Raw genomic sequence first — 20,509 nt, forward strand, 5'->3', positions numbered from 1 at the left:
CCGCGCCCGCCGATCGCCGCAGGCCCTCCCCTCGGATACCGGGTGAGGACCGGCGGCGATCGGCGCTTCGCCCAAGACCACATTGCGGACGGCAAGTCCGCAGCGCGAGCGGCAGGGTCAGGTCCGGCGAGGCCGCCCGTCGCGCCCGCAAGCGGGCCGAGGACCTGCTCGCCGCCGAGATCGCGGTGATCCATCTGGCGTCCCGTGGCGCACACGGCGTCCCACGCGTGCACGCGGAACTGCGGCGCCAGGGCCGGGCGATCAACCGGAAGAAGGTGGAGCGGATCATGCGCGAGCGCGGGATCACGGGCATCACCCGCCGCCGGCGCCGTTGCCTGACCCGCCAGGCCCGCAAGCCCGTGTTCGCCCCGGACCTGATCGGGCGCGACTTCACCGCACCCCGCCCCGGGATGCGGCTGGTCGGCGACATGACTTTCCTGCCGACCGAGGAGGGCTGGCTCTACCTGGCCACCTGCATCGACCTGGCCACCCGCGAAGTCGTCGGCTACGCGATGGCCGACCACCACCGCGCCGAGCTGCCGGTGGCCGCGCTGCGGATGGCCGCCGGCCGCGGCGGCCTGGAACGCGGCTGCATCTTTCACTCGGACCGCGGCAGCGAATACACGTCGAATGAATTCCGCAGTGAGATAGGCAAGTTGGACATGAGGCAGTCGATGGGACGAGTCGGCTCCTGTTACGATAACGCCGCCGCCGAGAGCTTCTTCGCCGTACTGAAGGAGGAGATCGGCACCCGGATCTGGCCGGACCGCGCCACCGCCCGCGCGGAGGTCTTCGCGTTCATCGAGACCTTCTACAACCGCAGGCGTCTACGCAGGCACCCCGAGTGGGGCTACCTCACGCCCATCGAGATCCGCCAGCGGCACCAGCAAGGTCACACCCTCGCGGCGTAAACAGACAGTGTCCGAGCGCAGGGTGGAACTTCAAACCCCTGAATCGGGTGGACCCGTACACCACTTCTCTGCACGCAACCTCCTGGCCCGCCCACCTGCTGCAGGCATTTTCTCGACAGCGGCGAAAATGAGATTTCGCGATATGCGGGCGGTGCCGTAGAGTCGGCGTCACCGACGCGGGGTGGAGCAGCTCGGTAGCTCGCTGGGCTCATAACCCAGAGGTCGCAGGTTCAAATCCTGTCCCCGCTACTGCGAAACAAGGCCGGGCCCGTCGCACTGTGTGCGTGGGGCCCGGCCTTCGTGGTACCGCGACCAGGCCGTTGCCCTCGAGGCTGACGACCCGGCCCAGGCCGTACTGGTCGCGGCCTCGTGTTCGCCGCGCACGGCGGGAGGTGGGGCGGATTGCGATGGGGGCGGGCTCGCCGGGTCGTCGGTCATGGCCCCTCGCTGGAGCAATTCCCGTCGAGTGTGGTCAGGCAGGTGACAGGGATGACGGTGGGCCAGGTGTACGACCTGTCGGAGACGACCGTGCCGTCGCTGGTGATGCGGCAGGTGGTGGTGCCGGTCCCCTTGATGTCTCCGCGGCCGGGATCGCCCCGGTCGCACAGGCGCCTCCTTCGATCGCGGGGCCGTTGCAGCCAGTCCCGTTGGCGGTCAGGTATACATACGGGTCCTTGCCGTCCACGGTGAGCGTAACCTTCCATGGTGATCTGGTCGTCACGTGATTGCCCTTCTCGCCGATCAGGGACATCCCCTGCGGTCCGGTGGCGTATCCGAAGTAGCTGATCGCCAGGGGTCGTCCGTAGTCGGAGGTTGCCTCCAGGACGACGGTGTGATGTTCACTCGTAGTGGGGGGCACACTCGGCTTCGCGTCATCGCCGCCGCCACCACCGCCGCCCCACGCGGTCAGCGCGCTCGCCACTGCAAGCAGAACCTGCCCCGTCGTCCCCCGTGTCCGCCGGCCGATCCCCCGGCCAGCGCAGGCTCCGGCATGGCTCATGGAGCCACTGTAGCGGCGCCCGTCATGACCGAGAGGGCAAGATTTCCGTTACCTCTGATTTCTCGAACTGCCCTTGCAGGTAAAGGTTTTTCGATATGTGCGGATGGATCCGGCCAGGGACTTTTCATCGCACGCGCGCTCTCCTGGGCATGGCGCGTTCGAATGGTTGGGCCACGGCGGTCGTGGGTCATCGGGGTGGGGTTCGCCGGACCAGCGCGCCCGATGCGGCGAGCCAGGAGACCATCCGACTCCTCGCATCGACGGCGGCGCGCTCTGCGGCCCCGGCGGCCTGGCCATTCGCGGCGACATCAGGCCGTTCCACGAGATTCCGGCACGCGGTGGTCAACTGCTGGTGGCCGGACAGCAGTTGTGACCACAACCGCTGTCCCGTCGGGTCGGGCACCGTGAAGTACTCGTCGGCCCGCCGGGTCGCCCCGGCGAGCCGCTCGCAGGTGTCGCCCACCTGGCGCAGCTCCGCTTCGACCTGGTCCTCGGAGGTGGCGTTCGCGGCGCCGCCCATTGCGGCGGCGAAGTCGCGCTGCGCTGCGTTGAGTTCATTGATGCGGTCCAGCCCTCCGACCGCCGCCCAGGCCTGGTTCTGGACCAGTGCGATCGCCGCCGAGGGAGCGCTCGTCGTCTGGTCCAGCATCGACTCCGCAGGCTGGGCGTTCCCGCTGTCCGAGCCGGGCAGCTGAGCGGCGGTCACCGCCGTGCCGACGGCCCCGGCCATCACGGCCGCGACAGCCGCGACGAACGCCACCCGAGCACCGTACCGCCGAGTCCGGCGGGGCGGCCCCACCGCGACGGGTGGCTCGGCGTCAGGCGGTATCGCGGCGGGGCGCAGCCCGGCCCGGGCGCGTCGCCACAGCAGGCCCACGCCCCGGCCCGCGAAGGCGGCCAGGCCCGCCACCAACGTCCCCAGGGTCAGCGTGTAGGCCGCCTCGATCTCCACCAGCGTCCACACCGCCCCCGGCCGCCACCCACAGGTGTTGGTCATGACGTTGAACGGGCCGAGGCAGCCGTCCGCACTCATCAGGAGGAAGGTGCCCACCATGCCGATCAGGCCGGCGACGCCGGCCGCGACGAGCCCGGCGAGCAGCCAGGCCGCCCTCGTCACGGCGGCGACGATCACGGCGGTCAGTGCCATCGCGGCACAGATCACCAGGATCGGCCACATCAGGTACGTGATCTGGAACGGGCCGGTCATACGGACGGCCGCCGGGCGCGGTGTGTGCATGTGGGCCTTCGCCGCGGCCAGGGCAGCCCAGCAGAGCAGCCCACCCGCCACGCCGGAGACCAGGAGCCGACCCGGACCGGGCAGCGCGGCGGCATTCGGCGGCACAGCCAGGGACGGGGGCGGGGGCGGGGGTGCATCCGAGCCGGACGGTACGTCCGTGTTCGGCTGTGTGTCGGCCGCCCCCGGCAGCACTTCGGCGAGCCACTTCGCGCGGCGGCCCGGCCTGTGCAGCGCCAACGCGAGCAACGGCAGAATCCAGAGCAGCACCTCGGCCCACCACAGGCTGTGGGCCTCGTTGTCGGTGCCGGGCAGGACGCCCACCACCGCTACAACCTCCAGCAACGGGCTGATGTGCGCCGGTGGCAACCCGGGCATACCGTACGAGCCTAGGAGTCCCGCTGTGGTGAACGGCCACCCGTCGGTCAGGACCTCGCCCTGTGCGTACCACCAGTACAGCACGCAGGCGAGGGCCAGCGAGGCGGCGGCCAGGCCCACAGCCATGACCGGGCGCAGCGAGCGTCCGCGCCAGGAGGCGATCCACCACTGGGCGTTCTGGGCGGTCCAGGTCATCGCCAGCACCAGTGCGGCGGCGAGGATCAGCAGGGCTTCGGGGTGATTCGGCCACCAGTGGTTCCAGGCCGCCCTGGGGCCGAGCAGTTCGGCCGCGATGAGGCCCGCGCCGAGCCACAGGCCAACGGGCCATGGCGGCGGGGTCGGCCGGCCGGTGAGGACGGCGTACACCACTGCGCGCCACAGGGCGACGCCGCCGATGCCGACGACGAGTGCCGCGATGAGGACCGCTTTGGCGGGGAAGGCTTCGAAGGGCAGGCTTCCGAGCTGCCAGACGAGGATGTCGGCCGCGAGCCCGGTGATGAATAGGGGCAGGGCGTCCAGCGCGAACAGTGCCTTCGGGTCGGTCAACGAGGTCCGGCGCAGTTCCCAGGACGGGTGGGTGCGCCAGAGTTCGACGAACGCGGCGAGGGCTCGTGGCAGTGCGCGGCCGGAGCGCGGCGGGGCGGGGACGTTCCAGGACTCCCGGCTAGCGCCCCAGCGGGCTGCCATGAGGTCGGCGTAGATCTCCCGGCTGCGCAGGATCCCGGCGCGCGTGAGGTGGACAGACACCGCGATCAGGAGGCCGAGCACCAGTTCGTGCGTGTTGAACGGGGCGAACTGCCCCCGGGCGTCCGCAGTTCCGGTGAAGAAGAGGTTCTTCACGCCCACCGCGGCCCACGGAAGCAGGACAAGGACGAGGAAGACACGCCACAGGGCGACAGTGGCATAGGTGACGCCGATGTCCTTGTTCCGCAGGTGCGCGAGCTCGTGCAGGACCACGGCGCGGAACCGGCCCCGGTCCGTATCACTGGTGGCGAACAGCCCGCCGTACAGGCAGACCGTGGGGTCGCGCCAGCGGCCAAACACGACGGCGCCGACCCTCGGCATGACCGGGTCGACGACGAAGCGGGGCCTGCGGGCAAGTCCGGCGGTGTTCACCAACTCGTCGAGCTGTTGCCGCAGCCGTCCGGTCGTGTCCAGTTCCTCCAGGGCGACGACCCGCGAGCGGCGCGCCTTCCACACCGGCAGCAACCAGTACACCGCAAAAACGGCGACGACCAGCAGCGCGCCCACGGTGACGGACACTCCGTCGAAGTTCTGAACGTAGGGTGCCGCACACGCCTTGAGCGCGGACTGGTTCCGGGTGAACAGGACGTAGCCGGCGTTCATGGGTGCGCCGGGGTCGAGGCCCGCGGCCAGCCAGCAGGCCGCCTCCTTGTCGGCCTGCTGGGAGGAGGCGAGGAGCTGCCAGACGGTCCCCGGGACCATCCTGGCGCCGGCTGCCGCCAACAGGAGCAGGAGCAGGACGAAGCGCAGGGTGGTACCGGCAGCGAGGACCCGCTCGTCGGGCGGGACCGGGGCCGGCCGTGGGCCTGTCGCGGGGGCGGCGTCGGCGGGCGCGTCGGTCATCGTGCCTCGCCGTCGGCCGCCGGGTCGAGGTCGGGTGGGTTCGGTTCGGCCGGGTCCAGTGCAGTGCCGTGCGGTTCGGCTTCGGCCGACTCGTGTCCGGTGTCGGCCAGGGCCAGCCGGGCCACCACCGCGTCGGCGATCGCCGACGCGCGCTGTTCCGCCATGCCCCGCTGCGCGGCCGAGTCCAGCACCGACTGCCGTACCTCGACGAGCTGCTCGCGCGTCAACGGGGGAATCGTCACCGGCGCAGCCCCCTTGCGGAAGACCTTGCGCAGCCCGGCCCTCACCCCTTTGGCGGCGCCGTCCACCGCGGCGCCCGCGATTCTCTGCCCCACCTGATCCAGCGCCAGCCACACCACGGGGGTCACCAGCGCAGCGACCTCGCCAAGGCCGAAACCCAGCGGTTCACTCCGGATGCGGCCCGCGAGCCGGCGCACGGCAGAGGCGTCGTCGAACCGGGTCAGCCACACGACGAGCGGCAGTTCCTCCGCGGCAGCCTCGGCCACCACGTCACGGACCACGTCACGCACTCGTGCCCCGCCTGCCGCGGCCTTGCGGTGTTCGGAGTGAGCTGCTTCGGAATCCATGGCACCTCCGTGGCCAACTCGCGGCGCGCCCAGGCTGGTTGCCGCACCGGCCCCACCTTGACCCATCGGAACCCGACGGGCAACACCCTGCGGCGCTCCCCCTACAATGCGGCGCCGCTGCGGCCGACCGCCGCCCGGCCGCGCGCAGCGGCGCAGCGGCGCAGCCTGGCGGACGCTGGCCTCAGGTTCGGCAAAGACAGCTACGACTTCGCCGACCGCAACGACCGCCTCCGCCTCATCGACGGCCGCAACCTCACCGTGACGGCTCCTACCTGTCCAGGCTCGGCACCGTCGCGGTCCGGGTCATCGACTGCGAGATCACCATCACCACGGCCACCGGCCGCCACACCGGCCTCTACCGGCTCGTGACCACCCTGACCGACCACCGGAGTCATCCAGCCGCCGAACTGATCACCCTGTATCACCAGCGATGGGAGATCGAGACCGCCTATCTGGAGATCAAGTCCACCATCCTGGGCGGCCGGGTCCTGCGCGCCCGCATCCCCGCCGGCCTCGACCAGGAGGTCCACGCGCTGCTGGTCACCTACCAGGTCCTGCGTCTGGCCATGGCCGATGCCACCGAAACGCGCCCCCATGTCGATCCCGACCGGGCCAGCTTCACCATCGCCCTCAACACCGCCCGCGACCTGGTCATCCAGGCCGCGGGCGTCATCGCGGACACCGTCATCGACCTCGTCGGCACCATCGGCCGCCGCGTCCTGGCCGAGCTCATGCCCGACCGGCGCATCCGCACCCGACCCCGCGTCGTCAAACGCGCGATCTCCAAGTACAACGCCAAAGGCACCGTCGACCGGACCAGCTACAAGGCCACCATCAGCATCAACATCCTGACCACACCAGACCCGTGACAGGAATCCGCAAGCTCTATCTAAACGGCGTTGGTACTAGGGGAGCGCCGCTGCGCCGGCGTCCCATGATCTTGGCGGCGACCAGCTCCTCGTCTTCGCGTCCGGTGGAGTTGTCCTTCAGGTAGTGGCGGAACTCGGCGACGTTCTGGTGGAGTTTGCGGAACACCGCGTAACTGCCGTTGCGTCCCAACCCGTAACAGGCCGGAGTTCTCGGAAGGACGGGGCCGTACTTCCCCTGTTCCAGATGGTCGGTCTCCGTGGGGAGGACGACCGCCTGCGGCTTGATCTCCATGTCCCGCACCTCCGCGTCCCATGGGCCGGAACCCACCTTCAGCGTTGCACCGGACCGCTGGACGCGCCCACTGGGCGCGGGGTGAGTGGACACTGCCAGCCACGGAGGCGGCCGACTCGAAGGCCCGCCCAAGTCCACGGACTGCTGCACGCCGCCCGCCCGGTCCTGCTCTACCTGCGCGGCAGTGCCGACCTGTGCCGGGCTGAGGTGCGCGCCGGAGGCGGTCACGGCCACCGTGCGCGCCTTCGAGGGCCGGTTGGGCAGCGGCCGGGCCATGACCGAGGCGATCGGCTACTTGCGGAAGGTCCTGCCGGGGGTCGGCGCCTTCCGCGTCCGGGAGCATGTCCCGATGAGGCCCCTGCAGGGGGCCCGGGCCGTGCCCCGGCCGGACGAGGTCAGGCCCGCCCGCGACCGGACACGGAGCCGGCGTGGTCCGACGGTCTCGAGGACCTGCCGGCGAGGGGCGCCCCGCACCGGGACCCGCGCCAGGTGCCCCTCCCCCAGGGGCCTCAGCCGCCGACCGCCGCAGTCGACGGCGCCCCCACCGCAGCCCCTGCCGACGCCTCCAGCGTCGCGAGCCGCCGCAGGCTCGCCCGGCGCTGCACCGCGGCCAGGCCGGTGGACGCCGCGCCGAGCGCCAGCCAGCCGACCGGGCCGGCCGCCATCACCACGCCGGTCAGCAGCATCGGCCCCACCGACTTCTGCACCGACTGGGACATCCCCGCCACCCCCAGGTAGGAGGCCTTGGCCCGCGGCGGCGCCAGGCTGACAGCCAGCTCCCACGAACTGACCGAGCGCATCAGCTCCGCGAGCGTGACCAGCGCCGCGGCGGCCAGCAGGGCGAGCGAGGCGGCCAACGGCCCGCCGCCGGTGGAGAGCGCGATCAGCCCGCAGCTCGCGAGCAGGGTCACGCCGTACCAGCCGACCGCCGTGGTCGCCCCGCGCGGGTTCTCGGCCCAGGCGGAGACGCGCAGTTGCAGCACCACCACCAGGACGGTGTTGAGGGTCAGGAAGGCCGGGACGACGGCGTGCGGCGCATCGGTGTGGTGGATCAGCCACAGCGGCAGGCCGACGTTGAGGACCGAGTCGTCCAGGCACATCGGCAGGTCCAGCAGCGCGAACAGCAGGTAGCCGCGGTCGCGCCAGGGGCTCGGTACGGCCGCCGGCCCAGCGCCGGCCGCCACCGGGGAGGGCGACGACGCCTCCACCACCAGGCCGCGGCCCGGCGGCTCCGCCGTGCGCCGGATCAGTACGGCCGCCAGCAGGTACGAGAGCGCGTTGGCCACGATCAGCGCCCGGTAGGCGGTCGTGGTCCCCACCGCCAGGCCGATCGCCGCGAAGCCCGTACCGACCGCGTACCCGCCGTTGGCCACACTGCGGAACAGCGCCTGGTACGTGGCGCGCCGCTCACCCGCGACCCGGGTGGCGAACAGCATCTCCAGGGTCTTGGCACCGCGCTCGGCCAGGCAGGTCAGGGCGACCGACAGCAACAGCGCGGCGAAGTGGTCGACCACCAGCAGCAGGCCCATGGTGGCCACCCGCAGCAGGTGGCAGCCGATCAGCAGTCCGCGCACCGGCAGCCGCTCGGCCGCCCGCCCGGCCAGCGGCGACCCGACGATCCCCGCCACGGCCCCCACGCCGAGCAGCAGCCCGAGGCGGCTGGCGTCCATCCCGCACACGTAGGTGAAGTACAGCACCGAGGCCGCCGCCCACACCCCGCTGCCGGTCCGGTCCACGGCCTGTGCGAGCAGCATGATGCGGGCGTCCCGCCCACCCGGCGGCCGTCGCAGCTGCGCCCACAGTCCGTTCCCCCGCATGACAGGCCCTCGTTTCGCGTCCACCGTCAATCTCGACATCAAGATACTTCATGTCGAGAGAGTTCCGGAACCCCGGGCCCGGAACACCGGACGACGCTCCCCGGGCGCGGACCGCCCCTCGACGCCCGGCAGCCCGTGCGCCACACCCTCCCCAGCAGCACCCGCGCTCCCCACGCACCGGCACCGACGTCCCGAACCACCGTCCAACGGAGAGCCACACGGTGACCGCACGCCAACTGCTGGAGATCGCGTTCTCGTCCGGCCGGTCCGGCTCCGGACCGGCCACCTGGGGCCAACAGGCCATCTGGGACGCCGTCCGCCGGCTGCCCCCGGCCGACGCCCCGCGCTACGACATCGCCACCGCCGCCCCGCTGGACCCGGGCCTGCCCCTGCCCACCCTGCTCGACGCGCTGGCCCAGCTGCTGCACCTGCACGACTCCCTGCACACCCGCCTGCTGCCGACGCCGGACGGACGACGGCGCCAAGTCGTCGACCCGGCGGGCTCCTTGACCGTCGAAGTGCGCCCGGTCACGGACGACTCCGACCCGGCCGAGGCCGGCGCACGGCTGCACCGGGAGCTGGCGGAGCGCCCCTTCGACACCGCCGCCCAGTGGCCGGTCCGGGTCGGCGTGGTGACGGCCGACGGACTGGCCCGCCACATCGGTCTCGTGCTCTCGCGCACCGCCGTCGACGGCTCGGGAATGAACCGCCTGGCCGCCGACCTGTCCGCACTCAGCCTCGGCCACTCCCCCGCCGACCTCGCCGGGCTCCGCGATCCCGCCCAACCGCCTCTGGCGGAGGCGGAGTTCCGGACCTCCGAGCGGGGTGTGCGGCGCGACGGGGCCGCCCGCAAGCAGTTCCTGCGCAAGCTCCGCCTCGGGCCGCCCCGGCTGTTCCCGCGACCCGCCACGCCGCAGCCCATCGCACCGCAGTCCACCGCACCGCAGCCCACCGCATCCGAGCCCGCTGCCCGCTGCCCGCTGCCCCAACGCCGTACTGCGCTCCCTCACCCTCCCCCGCGCGTTCCAACTGGTCGCCGCCGCCCACCGGGTGAGCACCTCCTCTGTCCTGCTGGCGGCCACCGCCGCGACGACCGCCCGCCTCGCCGGCACCACCGAGGCCGTGCTCAGCGTGGTCGTCGACAACCGCTTCCGACCCGAACCGACCGATGCGGTGAGCGTGGTCGCCGGCGCGGGCTGTTCCATCTCCCGGACGCCACGGCCGAGTCCGGCAAGGTCGTCCGGCGCACCCGCGCCGCCGCGATCGGCACCCACCAGCACGCCTACTTCGACAAGCTCGCCCTGGCCGCCGAGATCGAGCAGCTCACCGCCGAGGGCGTACCGCTCGCCGACCGGTCCTGCGTCTTCAACGACACCCGCGAGCTGCTCCCGGCCGCCCCCGGCCGGGCCGACGAGGGCACCACCCTCAGCTGGCCGGTCGAGTTCGATCCGCACCCCGGTCTGACCTACGCCCTGGACGCCCTGCAGTCCCCCGAGGCGCTGAGCCTGGCCATGACTGCCGACCCGGCCGTGGTCCCGCACCCCGCGATGGCGGAATCCCTGTACGGCATCGAGGCGTTGATCCTCACCGAAGCATCGAACACCAGCCGGGCCGATCAGTTCGCCGGTTGAACCTCACACCAGTGTCAGGTTCTACGGTACCGGCATGACGACCACCACCGAATCCCTGCTCAGCCCGTACCGCCTCGGCGAGTTCGAGCTGCCCAACCGCGTCGTGATGGCCCCGATGACGCGCTACCGGGCCGCCGAGGACGGTACGCCACTGCCCCTCGTCGCCGAGTACTACGCCCAGCGCGCGAGCGCCGGACTGATCGTCACCGAGGGCATCTGGCCCAGCCGGGAGGGACAGTCCGGCTGGCACCTGCCCGGCCTGGAGACGCCCGCGCACGTGGCCGGCTGGCGCACCGTCACCGAGGCGGTGCACGCGGCGGGCGGGCGGATCGTCGCCCAGCTGATGCACGGCGGCCGCCAGGGCCACCCGCTGAACCGGCTGCTCGGCGACGTCCCGGCCGGCCCCTCCGCCGTCCCGGCCCCGGGCCCGGTACACGTCCGGGACGGCGGCAAGGCCGAGGCCGTCACCCCGCGCGAGATGACCCGCGCCGAGATCCAGCGCACCGTCGCCGACCACGTCACCGCCGCCCACAACGCGCTGGCGGCCGGCTTCGACGCCGTGGAACTGCACGGCGCCAACTCCTACCTGATCCACCAGTTCCTCGCCGACAACACCAATCTGCGCACCGACGAGTACGGCCCCGGAACCGTCGCGAACCGGCTCCGCTTCCCGATCGAGCTGGTCACCGCCGTCGCCGCGGCCATCGGCCCGCACCGCCTCGGCCTGCGGCTCTCCCCCGGCAACCCGCAGTTCGGCATGTACGAGGCCGACCCGGCACCGGTCTACCGGGCCCTGCTGGCCGAACTCGACGGCCTCGGCCTGGCCTACCTCCACCTTACCGACAACGACGACTACCCGGCCCTGGCCGACCTGCGCCCCCGCTGGTCCGGCCCGCTGATCGCCAACGTCGGCGAGAACCGCGACGCCACCGACCGCGCGCGCGGCGAGGCGGTACTCGCCGCCGGACTCGCCGACCTGGTCTCCTACGGCCGTGCCTTCATCGCCAACCCGGACCTGCCGGAACGATTCGCCGCCGGCGCCCCGCTCACCCCCGTCGACGAGACCCGCCTCTACGGCCAGGAGGCCACCGGCTACACCGACTACCCGAAGCTCCCGCACGACGTCTGACCGGAACCACGCCGACGAGAACCACGTCCGATCAGGACCGCGTCCGGCCAAAACCGATTGACACCCCGCCATAGCCTGGAGGTCATGCGGATCCTCGTTCTCGGCGGTACCTCCTTCGTCGGCCGCGCGATCGCCGCCGACGCGCTTCGCAGCGGTGCGGAGGTCACCCTCTTCAACCGCGGCAGGACCAACCCCGGCCTCTTTCCCGAGGCCCGCCACCTCCGCGGCGACCGCGACACCGGCGACCACACCGCCCTGCGAGCGGGCGAGTGGGACGCCGTGGTGGACGTCAGCGGCTTCCGCCCCCGCCAGGTCGGCCAGGCGATGGCAGCCCTCGGCGACCGCGTCGGCCGCTACCTCTTCATCTCCAGCCACGCGGTCTACCGGCGGGACGGACTCGCCCCCTTCTCGGACGAGTCCGCCCCGCTCCGCGAGCCGCTGCGCGATGCCGAGGAGCTGACCGAGGCGACGTACGGCCGGCTCAAGGTCGCCTGCGAGCAGGACGTCACCGCCCGCTACGGCGACCGGGCGACGATCGTGCGCCCGGGCAAGGTGGCCGGCCCGTACGACGAGAACCGCGGGCTGACCTACTGGGCGCGCCGGGCAGCGCGCGGCGGCCGGATCGCGCTGCCCGCGCGCCCCGAACAGCCCGTCCAGGTGGTCGACTCGCGCGACCTGGCCCGGCTGGTGATCCGGCTGCTCCAGGACGAGCGGCCGGGCGCCTTCCACGCCGTCGGCCCGGCCGAGCCGACCACGCTGGGCGGGCTGATCACCACCTGCGCCGAGGTGGCGGGCACCGGGATCGAGATCGTCCCCGTTCCCCCGGAGACCGCCCCGCCGCCGTTCTTCCCGCTGGTGCGCGCCGAGCGGCTCTGGCCCGGCCAGCAGCGCGACCCGGCCCGGGCCCGCGCGGCCGGGCTGCCCGCCACCCCGCTCGCGGTCACCGCCGCCGACGTCCTCGCCTGGGACCGCGGCCGCGGCGAGCCACCGCTCGGCCACGGCTTCACCCCCGAGCAGGAGGCCCGCGTCCTCGCCGAGGCGGACGCCCGATGACCGACGGTCCGGCCGGGGCACCGGCGACGGGACCGCGCATCACCGCGATGCGCGCCGAGCACGCCGACGCCGTCCTGGCGATCTTCCAGGCGGGCATCGACGCCGGGAACGCCACCTTCGAGACCACCGCCCCCACCTGGGAGGCCTTCGACGCCGCCAGACTCCCCGGACACCGCCTGGTCGCCCTGGACGCCGACACCCTGGACGCCGACTCTCCGGACACCGGCGCCCCGGGCGGCGACCGCGTCCTCGGCTGGGCCGCCGTCTCCCGGGTCTCCACCCGCGACGCCTACGCCGGCGTGGTCGAGCACTCCGTGTACGTCGCCCCGGCCGCCCAGGGCCGGGGCGTCGGGCGGGCCCTGCTGGACGCGCTGCTCGCCTCCACCGACGCCGCCGGGATCTGGACCGTGCAGTCCGGCATCTTCCCGGAGAACACCGCCAGCCTCGCCCTCCACCGGCGCGCGGGCTTCCGGGTGGTCGGCACCCGCGAGCGGATCGGCCGGCTGCACGGCCGCTGGCGCGACGTGGTCATGGTCGAGCGTCGCAGCCCGGCCGTGGACTGACGGAGGGTACCCCCCTCCTGACCGATTGTCAGTGTCACCCGCTAGGGTCGGCCCCGAACAATCGGACCACACCGGCACGAATCCGCACCGGCACGCCCAATTGCACACCCGACCGCACCCAGCACCGCCACCAGGGGGCACCATGACCACTCCGGGCACCAGCCCGCTCACCACCGCCGACCTCGTGGACGGCTGGCGCCGGGTCGGCGTCCGCCCGGACATGGCGCTGATCGTGCACTCCTCGCTCTCCAGCCTCGGCCGGGTCGAGGGCGGGGCGGAGGCCGTGGTGGCCAGCCTGCGCGAAGCCGTCGGGCCGGGCGGCACCGTCGTGGTGCCCACCTTCACCACCGACACGGTCTGCGACCCGGCGCCCGACCACGCCGGCCTGCCCACCCCCGAGATCGCCGAACTCCGGGCGGCCGTCCCGCTGTTCCACCCCGAGCTGCCCTCCCGCATGGGGGCGATAGCCGAGGCGCTGCGCGCCCTGCCGGAGAGCCTGCGCAGCACCCATCCGCAGGCCTCGGTCGCCGCCGTCGGCGCGCACGCCCGGGAGGTGACCGCCCGCCGCTCGTTCGGCTTCGGCGTCGGCCGGGAGTCGCCGTTCGGTGCGCTGCACGACCTCGGCGGGTACGTGCTGCTGGTCGGCGTCGGGCACGACCGCAACACCTTCCTGCACTACGCCGAGACCTTCGCTCCCAACCGCCGGCTCAAGCTCCGCCGCTTCCCGATGGCGATCCAGGGCGAGCGGGTCTGGATCGAGGCGACCGACGTGGGCAACGACAACGGCACCCACTTCCCGGTCGTCGGGCGGGAGTTCGAGGAGCGGGCCGGCATCCGCGAGGTGATGGTCGGCAACGCGCCCTGCCGGCTGATCCCGGTCCGCGAGCTCATACCCTTCGCCGTCCGCCGCCTCACCGAACTGCTCGCGGCGGACGGCTCCGGAGCGGCGTAGCCCGGCCGACCGCCCGTCCCGGGGTGAGAACCCCCGTCCCGGACGGCCGACCGGACCACGCCCGTCACCTCACCGGCAGCACCGAACAGCGGGCCGTCAGCGCGCCTCGTCGTGGACCGAGTTGGTCTCCTGGATCTTCTTCCAGGACTTCGGCTCCACCGGCAGCTGCTGCCCGTCACCCCGGTCCGCGTCAGCCCGCGCACCCGGCGCCGGCGAGGCGTGGGCCGCGGCCCCCGGTGCCACCGGTCCGACGGCCGGCCTGGCGGCGGTGAACAGCCAGGTGTTGAAGACGTCCCCGAGCTTCTGCCCGGAGATCTTCTCCGCGTACGCCTGGAACTCCGGGATGGTCGCGTTGCCGTACTTGCGCTCGGTGGGCCAGCCCTTGAGGATCCGGAAGAACTTCTCGTCCCCGACGGCGTTGCGCAGCGCCTGGATGGCCACCGCGCCCCGGTCGTAGACGGCGTTCGAGAACTGGTTGTCCGCGCCCGGGTCACCCGGCTTGACGGACCAGAACGCGTCGTCAGCCGGGTGCGAGGCGTAGACGTAGTCGGCCAGCTCCTGCGCGGTGCCCTCGTTCTCGTGCTCGGACCAGAGGAACTGCGCGTACCGGGCGAAGCCCTCGTTCAGCCAGATGTCGCTCCAGCGCGAGAGCGAGACGCTGTCGCCGTACCACTGGTGGGCCAGCTCGTGCACGACCACCGAGGTGTTGGCGCCCTTCGAGAACTGCCGGGGGCTGTAGAAGACCCGGGTCTGGGTCTCCAGGGCGAAGCCGGTCGGGACGTTCGGGACGTAGCCGCCGACCGAGCTGAACGGGTAGTCGCCGAAGTAGCCGCTCAGCCAGTCCACCAGCTCGCCGGTGCGCTCCACGCTGGAGCGGGCCGCGTCCGCGTTGTCGCCGAGGTCCTTGCTGTACGCGTTGTAGACCGGCAGCCCGTTGGCCGTGGTGTCGGTGCTGATGTCGAACTTGCCGACGGCGAGCGTGGCCAGATAGGTCGCCTGGGGCTTGTTCTCCCGCCAGCTGTACCGGGTCCAGCCGGCCTGCGAGGTCGCGCCGGTCAGGATGCCGTTGCTGATCACCTGGTTGCCGTCCGGCACCTGCACCGAGACGTCGAAGGTGGCCTTGTCGCTCGGGTGGTCGTTGCTCGGGAACCACCACCAGGCCGACTCGGGCTCGCCCGCCGCCACCGCGCCGTCCGGGGTGCGCAGCCAGGCGGTGAAGCCGTACTTCTTCACGGTGGACGGCACGCCCTTGTAGCGCACCACCACGGTCGCCTGGCTGCCCTTGGCCAGCGGCCGCGCCGGGGTGACCTCGAGCTCCTGCTCACCGCTGGTGGCGAAGGTCGCGGGCCGCCCGTTGACCCGCACCTCGGAGACGTTCAGCGCGAAGTCGAGGTTGAACCGGGAGAGGTCCTGGGTCGCCGTGGCGAGGATGGTGGTGGTGCCCTCCAGTTCGTCGGTGGCGGGCTGGTACTTCAGCCGGATGTCGTAGTGGGAGACGCGGTAGCCGCCGTTGCCGTAGGTCGGGTAGTAGGGGTCGCCGATCCCGGCCGCGCCGGGTTGGAAGTCGGCGGCCGAGGCGGGGACGGCCAGGAACAGGCTCAGGGCACTGGCAGCAGAGACGATCAGCCTCTTGCGCAACGTGGTCCTCCAGGATCACCGGAACGATGGGTCGGATCGATCCTTGTCCCGGTGGCCCGCGGCTCACTCCCCGATTGTGAGATGTTCATGAAAAGAAATGCGCCGAAATGACGGCGCCGCAACGCCGTCACAGGCCCCACCCGTCACACCCGACGTCAGCCCCCGAGCGCCACCGGCGCCCGCACCAGCGAGCCGTACTCCGTCCACGAGCCGTCGTAGTTCTTGACGTGCGGGTACCCCAGCAGTTCGGTGAGGGCGAACCAGGTGTGCGCGGACCGCTCGCCGATCCGGCAGTAGGCGATCACCTCGCGCTCCGCCCCGACGCCCCGGCCCCCGTACAGCTCCCGCAGCTCCTCCGCCGAGCGGAACGAACCGTCGTCGTTGGCCGCCTGCGACCAGGGCACGTTGACCGCGCCCGGGATGTGCCCCGGCACCTGGGCCTGCTCCTGGGGCAGGTTCGGCGGCGCGATCAGCTCGCCCCGGAACTCGGCCGGGGAGCGGACGTCCACCAGCACCGCGTCCGTGCCGGGTTTGGCGAACACCTCCGCCTTGGCCAGCACCTCGTCCCGCAGCGCCCGCAGCTCCGGCCGCTCCGGCCCGGTCAGCCGGTAGGAGGTGTGCTGGTAGTCCATCACCTCGTGGGTGAGCTCCCGCCCCTCCAGCTCCCACTTCTTGCGCCCGCCGTCCAGCAGCTTCACCGGCCCGAAGCCGCGCAGCCGCAGCAGCCAGTAGGCGTAGGCGGCGAACCAGTTGTTGTTGCCACCGTACAGCACCACAGTGGTGTCGTCCTCCACCCCGGCCGCCCGCAGCAGGTGCTGGACGGCATCCCGGTCTGCGTAGTCACGCCCGACCTGGCTGTGCAGGTCGGTGGCCCAGTTCCAGCCGACCGCGCCCGGAATGTGCCCCCGCACGTAGGCGGCGGTGTCCTCGTCGACCTCGACGACCCGGACCGTCCCGTCGTCGAGGTGGTGGGCCAGCCACTCGGTGTGGACCAGTGCCTCGGGGTGCGCGTAGCCGTTGCCGGTCATCCCAGGCCCTCCTTCGCTCTGCCCAGGCTGCTCCGCCCGACCACGGGCACAGGCAGACCGCAAGGGCACGACGAGGCACCGGCGACCGGGCCGGACAGTTCGAAGCTACGCCGACCGTCCGGCCCGGGCCACCCCACGGTCCGTGCCGCTCAGGAGAAGACCACCGAGCGCAGCTTCAGCCGGTCGCCGAGGACCTTCCCGGGGTTCATCACGTAGAAGGTGTCGCCGCCGCAGTCGAAGTCCAGGAACACCGTCGCCGTCGAGGTGGTGAGGTTCTTCGGCGCGAAAGCCGGATCCTTTTCCGTGGCGCCGAACAGGTTGATGCACTTGCCGCTCTCCGGGTCGGCCAGGCCCGCCGGAACGCCCGGCCCGACCTTGTAGAGGAAGTCACCCACGGCGGCGTTGGCGGACATCGGAACGGCGAGGACGAGGGCGACGGCGCTGGCGACGGCGAGCGCGGCGTTGCGGAGACGCATGAGCAAGGGCCTTTCAGGCGGTACGCGGAGGTACCCGAGGAATTGGTGCGAGATCACCCTAGAGGCCCAAAATCCGCAGAAACGGTTCTTCCAATCCACTCGATCAGGTGGTTTAAACGGCAAAGCCAATACCTGCCCGACTGGCATATGCCGCCGATATTCGATACCCGAGATCCGGAACCCGCATGTCAGTTCGGTGGCGCCGTGAAGACGTACCCGGAATCGATCAGCGCCGGCAGGTAGGTCTTCAGCGCCGCCACCGTCTGCGAGCGGTCCCCGCCGCCGTCGTGGTTGAGCACGATCGAGCCGGGCCGGACGTCCTTCAGGATGGTGTCGATGATCGCCGGGGTCCCCGGCCGGGACCAGTCCCTCGGGTCCACCGACCAGCCCATGTTCCGCAGCCCCAGGTCGGCGGCCACCTTGAGCGACACCGGCGACCAGTCGCCGCCCGGCGACCGGAACCAGGTGGGCAGCCGCCCGGTGGTCCGCTGCAGCAGGTCGGAGGTGCGCTCCAGCTCGTCCCGCACCGCGCTCTCCGACATGTGCCGCAGGTCGGGGTGGGTCCAGGTGTGGTTGGCGATGTGGTGACCGCGGTCCGCGATCTCCCGCACCAGCGCCGTGTGCTCGACGGCGTTCTCGCCGATCAGGAAGAAGGTCGCCCGGATCCCGTGCTGGTGGAGCAGGTCCAGCACGGCGGGCGTGTACTTGGGGTCCGGCCCGTCGTCGATGGTGAGCGCCACCACCCGCTGGGCCGGGTCCAGCTCGTACACCGGCTTGCTCTCGGCCTCGCTGAGGGTCTTGCGGACGGGTTGCACGCTTGAAGCGGAAGCCGACGCCGAGCCGGCGGCGGACGGCGGCACCGGCGACGGCACCGGGGACGAGGACGAGGCGGACGGCGAGGGCGACCCGCCTGCCGGGACCAGGACTTCATGCAGGCCCGCCCCGGCTTCCGGACCCGTCGAGGAGGACGCGGCGTCGTTGCTCCACGGGCTCTTGCAGCCGGCGGCCGCCCCCAGCAGCGACATCCCGGCCGCGACCAGCAGCAACCTGCGCGAAGTGATCCGAGTGGTCATCGGCGACTTAATCTGACGATCAGACAGCATTCTGAATGCTTGCCCCGTCGGCCACCACCCCTCCCCGAGGGCAACTCCGACGGCCCACAAAGCCGACCGGAACGGGCCGTCCACACCCCGCCGTCCCGGACCGTCAACGGAACTCCCCCGACCGGACGCCCCGGTTCCCGTCCGGCCCGCTACGCTGTGCCTTCCCCAGTGTGATGATCTGCCATCAGAGGACGTGGCCATGACGACAAGTCAGGACTTCCCCCAGCAGGGCCCGCAGGACGACGACGCCGAGCTGAGCCAGTGGGAACGTTTCGGCGTCGACACCACCACCCCGCACTCCGCGCGCGTCTACGACTACTGGCTGGGCGGCAAGACCAACTTCCCGCCGGACCGCGCCATGGGCCAGGCCATCGAGGAGGCCGTGCCCAGCGTCAAGGAGATGGCCAAGGCCAACCGCGCCTTCCAGGGCCGGGCCGTCCGCCACCTCGCCCAGGAGCACGGCATCCGCCAGTTCCTCGACCTCGGCACCGGCATCCCCACCTCGCCGAACACCCACGAGATCGCCGAGGCCGTCAGCCCCGGCACCCGGGTGGTCTACGTCGACAACGACCCGATCGTGCTCGCCCACGCCCGCGCCCTGATGGTCTCCAGCCCGGCCAGCCGCACCACCTACATCCACGCCGACCTGCGCAAGCCCGAGGAACTGTTCGCCGACCCGGCGCTCACCTCCACGCTGGACCTCACCCAGCCGGTCGGCCTGCTGATGATCGCCGTGCTGATGCTGATCGCCGACGAGGACGACCCGTGGGGCCGGGTCGCCGCCCTGCGCGACGCCCTGCCCGTCGGCAGCTGCCTCGCCCTCACCACCCCCACCCCGGACTTCGACCCGGAGGCGGTCGGCAAGGTCGCCGAGGCCGCCCGCGCCGGCGGAATGACCCTCGTCCCGCGCGGCTACGACGACGTGCTCCGCTTCTTCGACGGCTGGGAACTGGTCGAGCCGGGCGTCGCCCCGGTGCTGGCCTGGCGCCCGGACGGCGAGCCGCCGGCCGACCCGAAGGCGGCCTACTACTGGGGCGGCGTCGCCATCAAGCGCTGACGCCCGCGCGACGCGGCTGTCGGAACGGGCCTCACTTCAACAGCCGCGACAGCCGCCGGTCCGCCAGCGGCTTTCCCCCGGTCTGGCAGGTCGGGCAGTACTGCAGCGAGGAGTCCGCGAAGGACACCTCCCGCACCGTGTCCCCGCACACCGGACACGGCTGCCCGGTCCGCCCGTGCACCCGCATCCCCAGTTTCTTCTCCGCCTTCAGCTCCCCCGCCGCCAGCCCGCGCGAACGCTCCACCGCCTCCCGCAACGTGCCTCCGAGCGCCTCGTACAGCCGCGCCGTCTCCTCCTCGCTGAGACTCGACGCCGGCTTGTACGGCGACATCCGGGCCGCGTGCAGCACCTCGTCCGAGTAGGCGTTGCCCACCCCCGCCAACACGCTCTGGTCCCGCAGCACCCCCTTGAGCCGCCGGCGGTCGCCCCGCAACAGCGCCGCGAAATCCTCCAACCCGAACCCCGGATCCAGCGGATCCGGACCCAGCCTGGCCACTCCGGGCACCTCCACCGGATCCCGCACCACGTGGACCGCGAGCCCCTTCTTCGTCCCCGCCTCGGTCAGGTCGAAGCCGTCCCCCGCCTCCCCCGCCAACCTCAGCCGCAACGCCAACGGATTCTTCGCCCCCGGCCGCGGCGGCTCGACCGGCAGGCTGTCCTTCCACCGCAGCCACCCGGCCCGCGCCAGATGAACGACCAGGTGCAGCCCCTCCGCCTCAATGTCCAGGAACTTGCCGCGCCGCCTCACCGCCCCGACCGTCCGCCCCTCCAGCGCCGACACCGGCGGGTCGTACGTCTTCAGCGCACTGATCGCCACCGGCTGCACCCGGGCGATCACCCGCCCGGTCAACCGCTCGGACAGAAAGGCACTCAGCGCCTCGACCTCGGGCAGCTCCGGCATGCGCCCAGTCTCCCGCACCCCCACCGGGGTCGCGCGGGCAACGCCCCGCCCGCCCACAACACCCCCGCCCACAACACCCCACGCCTCACCCCCTCACCCTCACCCTCACCCTCACCCTCACCCCCGCCCCTCCCGCACCCCCCTCACCCCCTCACCCGACCAAGGCGAGAGGGACGCGCTGCGGGAGGGGCGGTGGAGGGGGTGGCCGCGGAGAGGGGCGTAACGGGTGATTTTCAGACTGCCAACGGCGCCCAACCCTCCACCCACAGAGTCGGCAGTCCGAAAATCACCCAGCCCCCGGAG

General features: G+C 72.2%; 17 protein-coding genes and 1 tRNA gene. 9 read left to right on the forward strand and 9 right to left on the reverse strand.

Annotated features, from left to right (window positions below):
* Positions 1 to 35: 35 nt before the first annotated feature.
* Complete coding sequence (locus tag ACH4J0_RS27740; RefSeq protein ID WP_396243343.1) at positions 36 to 911, forward strand: IS3 family transposase; 876 nt, start codon at positions 36 to 38, stop codon at positions 909 to 911.
* A 175-nt stretch (positions 912 to 1,086) separates the two neighbouring features.
* Positions 1,087 to 1,160: transfer RNA gene (locus tag ACH4J0_RS27745), tRNA-Met, on the forward strand.
* A 938-nt stretch (positions 1,161 to 2,098) separates the two neighbouring features.
* Here the strand turns inward: ACH4J0_RS27745 and ACH4J0_RS27750 are convergent.
* Both ACH4J0_RS27750 and ACH4J0_RS27755 read right to left on the reverse strand, forming a co-directional pair.
* Positions 2,099 to 5,110 carry a M48 family metallopeptidase gene (locus ACH4J0_RS27750; protein WP_396243322.1) on the reverse strand — a complete coding sequence of 1,004 codons (3,012 nt, stop codon included), beginning with the start codon at positions 5,108 to 5,110 and terminating at the stop codon, positions 2,099 to 2,101.
* The gene (locus ACH4J0_RS27755) at positions 5,107 to 5,697 is read right to left on the reverse strand and encodes a hypothetical protein (protein ID WP_396243323.1); all 591 of its coding nucleotides are present in this window, start codon (positions 5,695 to 5,697) and stop codon (positions 5,107 to 5,109) included. The genes ACH4J0_RS27750 and ACH4J0_RS27755 overlap by 4 nt, the downstream gene beginning before the upstream one ends.
* Here ACH4J0_RS27755 and ACH4J0_RS27760 point away from each other — a divergent pair.
* A complete protein-coding gene (locus ACH4J0_RS27760; RefSeq protein WP_396243324.1) occupies positions 5,643 to 6,566 on the forward strand; it encodes a transposase in 924 nt (307 codons plus the stop codon). The two genes, ACH4J0_RS27755 and ACH4J0_RS27760, sit on opposite strands and share 55 nt — an antisense overlap.
* A gap of 16 nt (positions 6,567 to 6,582) precedes the next feature.
* On the opposite strand, the gene ACH4J0_RS27765 is transcribed toward ACH4J0_RS27760, so the two are convergent.
* Positions 6,583 to 6,858 carry a hypothetical protein gene (locus ACH4J0_RS27765; protein WP_396243325.1) on the reverse strand — a complete coding sequence of 92 codons (276 nt, stop codon included), beginning with the start codon at positions 6,856 to 6,858 and terminating at the stop codon, positions 6,583 to 6,585.
* 509 nt (positions 6,859 to 7,367) lie between these two features.
* Positions 7,368 to 8,675 (reverse strand): MFS transporter, encoded by a 1,308-nt coding sequence (locus ACH4J0_RS27770; RefSeq protein WP_396243326.1) that lies wholly within the window; start codon positions 8,673 to 8,675, stop codon positions 7,368 to 7,370.
* A 221-nt stretch (positions 8,676 to 8,896) separates the two neighbouring features.
* On the opposite strand from ACH4J0_RS27770, the gene ACH4J0_RS27775 reads away from it, so the two are divergent.
* The 5 genes from ACH4J0_RS27775 to ACH4J0_RS27795 all read left to right on the forward strand — a co-directional run bounded on the left by ACH4J0_RS27775 (position 8,897) and on the right by ACH4J0_RS27795 (position 14,003).
* On the forward strand, positions 8,897 to 10,306 hold the full coding sequence (locus tag ACH4J0_RS27775; RefSeq protein WP_396243327.1) for a hypothetical protein: 1,410 nt from the start codon (positions 8,897 to 8,899) through the stop codon (positions 10,304 to 10,306).
* 34 nt (positions 10,307 to 10,340) lie between these two features.
* Positions 10,341 to 11,435 carry an alkene reductase gene (locus tag ACH4J0_RS27780; protein WP_396243328.1) on the forward strand — a complete coding sequence of 365 codons (1,095 nt, stop codon included), beginning with the start codon at positions 10,341 to 10,343 and terminating at the stop codon, positions 11,433 to 11,435.
* Positions 11,436 to 11,519: 84 nt separating this feature from the next.
* The gene (locus ACH4J0_RS27785; RefSeq protein ID WP_396243329.1) at positions 11,520 to 12,488 is read left to right on the forward strand and encodes an NAD-dependent epimerase/dehydratase family protein; all 969 of its coding nucleotides are present in this window, start codon (positions 11,520 to 11,522) and stop codon (positions 12,486 to 12,488) included.
* On the forward strand, positions 12,485 to 13,051 hold the full coding sequence (locus ACH4J0_RS27790; RefSeq protein WP_396243331.1) for a GNAT family N-acetyltransferase: 567 nt from the start codon (positions 12,485 to 12,487) through the stop codon (positions 13,049 to 13,051). Before ACH4J0_RS27785 ends, ACH4J0_RS27790 begins: the two co-directional genes overlap by 4 nt.
* A gap of 142 nt (positions 13,052 to 13,193) precedes the next feature.
* Positions 13,194 to 14,003, forward strand: a complete 810-nt coding sequence (locus ACH4J0_RS27795) for an aminoglycoside N(3)-acetyltransferase (RefSeq protein WP_396243332.1) — start codon at positions 13,194 to 13,196, stop codon at positions 14,001 to 14,003.
* A 96-nt stretch (positions 14,004 to 14,099) separates the two neighbouring features.
* Here ACH4J0_RS27795 and ACH4J0_RS27800 read toward each other — a convergent pair whose 3' ends face one another.
* From ACH4J0_RS27800 to ACH4J0_RS27815, 4 genes are all read right to left on the reverse strand, one after another.
* A complete protein-coding gene (locus tag ACH4J0_RS27800) occupies positions 14,100 to 15,641 on the reverse strand; it encodes a M1 family metallopeptidase (RefSeq protein ID WP_396243333.1) in 1,542 nt (513 codons plus the stop codon).
* A 155-nt stretch (positions 15,642 to 15,796) separates the two neighbouring features.
* Positions 15,797 to 16,669 (reverse strand): sulfurtransferase, encoded by an 873-nt coding sequence (locus ACH4J0_RS27805; protein WP_396243334.1) that lies wholly within the window; start codon positions 16,667 to 16,669, stop codon positions 15,797 to 15,799.
* Between the two features lie 149 nt (positions 16,670 to 16,818).
* On the reverse strand, positions 16,819 to 17,145 hold the full coding sequence (locus ACH4J0_RS27810) for a hypothetical protein (RefSeq protein ID WP_396243335.1): 327 nt from the start codon (positions 17,143 to 17,145) through the stop codon (positions 16,819 to 16,821).
* A 188-nt stretch (positions 17,146 to 17,333) separates the two neighbouring features.
* Complete coding sequence (locus ACH4J0_RS27815; RefSeq protein ID WP_396243336.1) at positions 17,334 to 18,218, reverse strand: polysaccharide deacetylase family protein; 885 nt, start codon at positions 18,216 to 18,218, stop codon at positions 17,334 to 17,336.
* 229 nt (positions 18,219 to 18,447) lie between these two features.
* On the opposite strand from ACH4J0_RS27815, the gene ACH4J0_RS27820 reads away from it, so the two are divergent.
* Positions 18,448 to 19,305 carry an SAM-dependent methyltransferase gene (locus tag ACH4J0_RS27820; protein WP_396243337.1) on the forward strand — a complete coding sequence of 286 codons (858 nt, stop codon included), beginning with the start codon at positions 18,448 to 18,450 and terminating at the stop codon, positions 19,303 to 19,305.
* A 31-nt stretch (positions 19,306 to 19,336) separates the two neighbouring features.
* Here the strand turns inward: ACH4J0_RS27820 and ACH4J0_RS27825 are convergent, their stop codons facing one another.
* On the reverse strand, positions 19,337 to 20,206 hold the full coding sequence (locus tag ACH4J0_RS27825) for an Fpg/Nei family DNA glycosylase (RefSeq protein WP_396243338.1): 870 nt from the start codon (positions 20,204 to 20,206) through the stop codon (positions 19,337 to 19,339).
* Positions 20,207 to 20,509: the final 303 nt, after the last annotated feature.

The sequence above is a fragment of the Kitasatospora sp. NPDC017646 genome (genome assembly GCF_044329365.1).
Lineage (GTDB): Bacteria > Actinomycetota > Actinomycetes > Streptomycetales > Streptomycetaceae > Kitasatospora.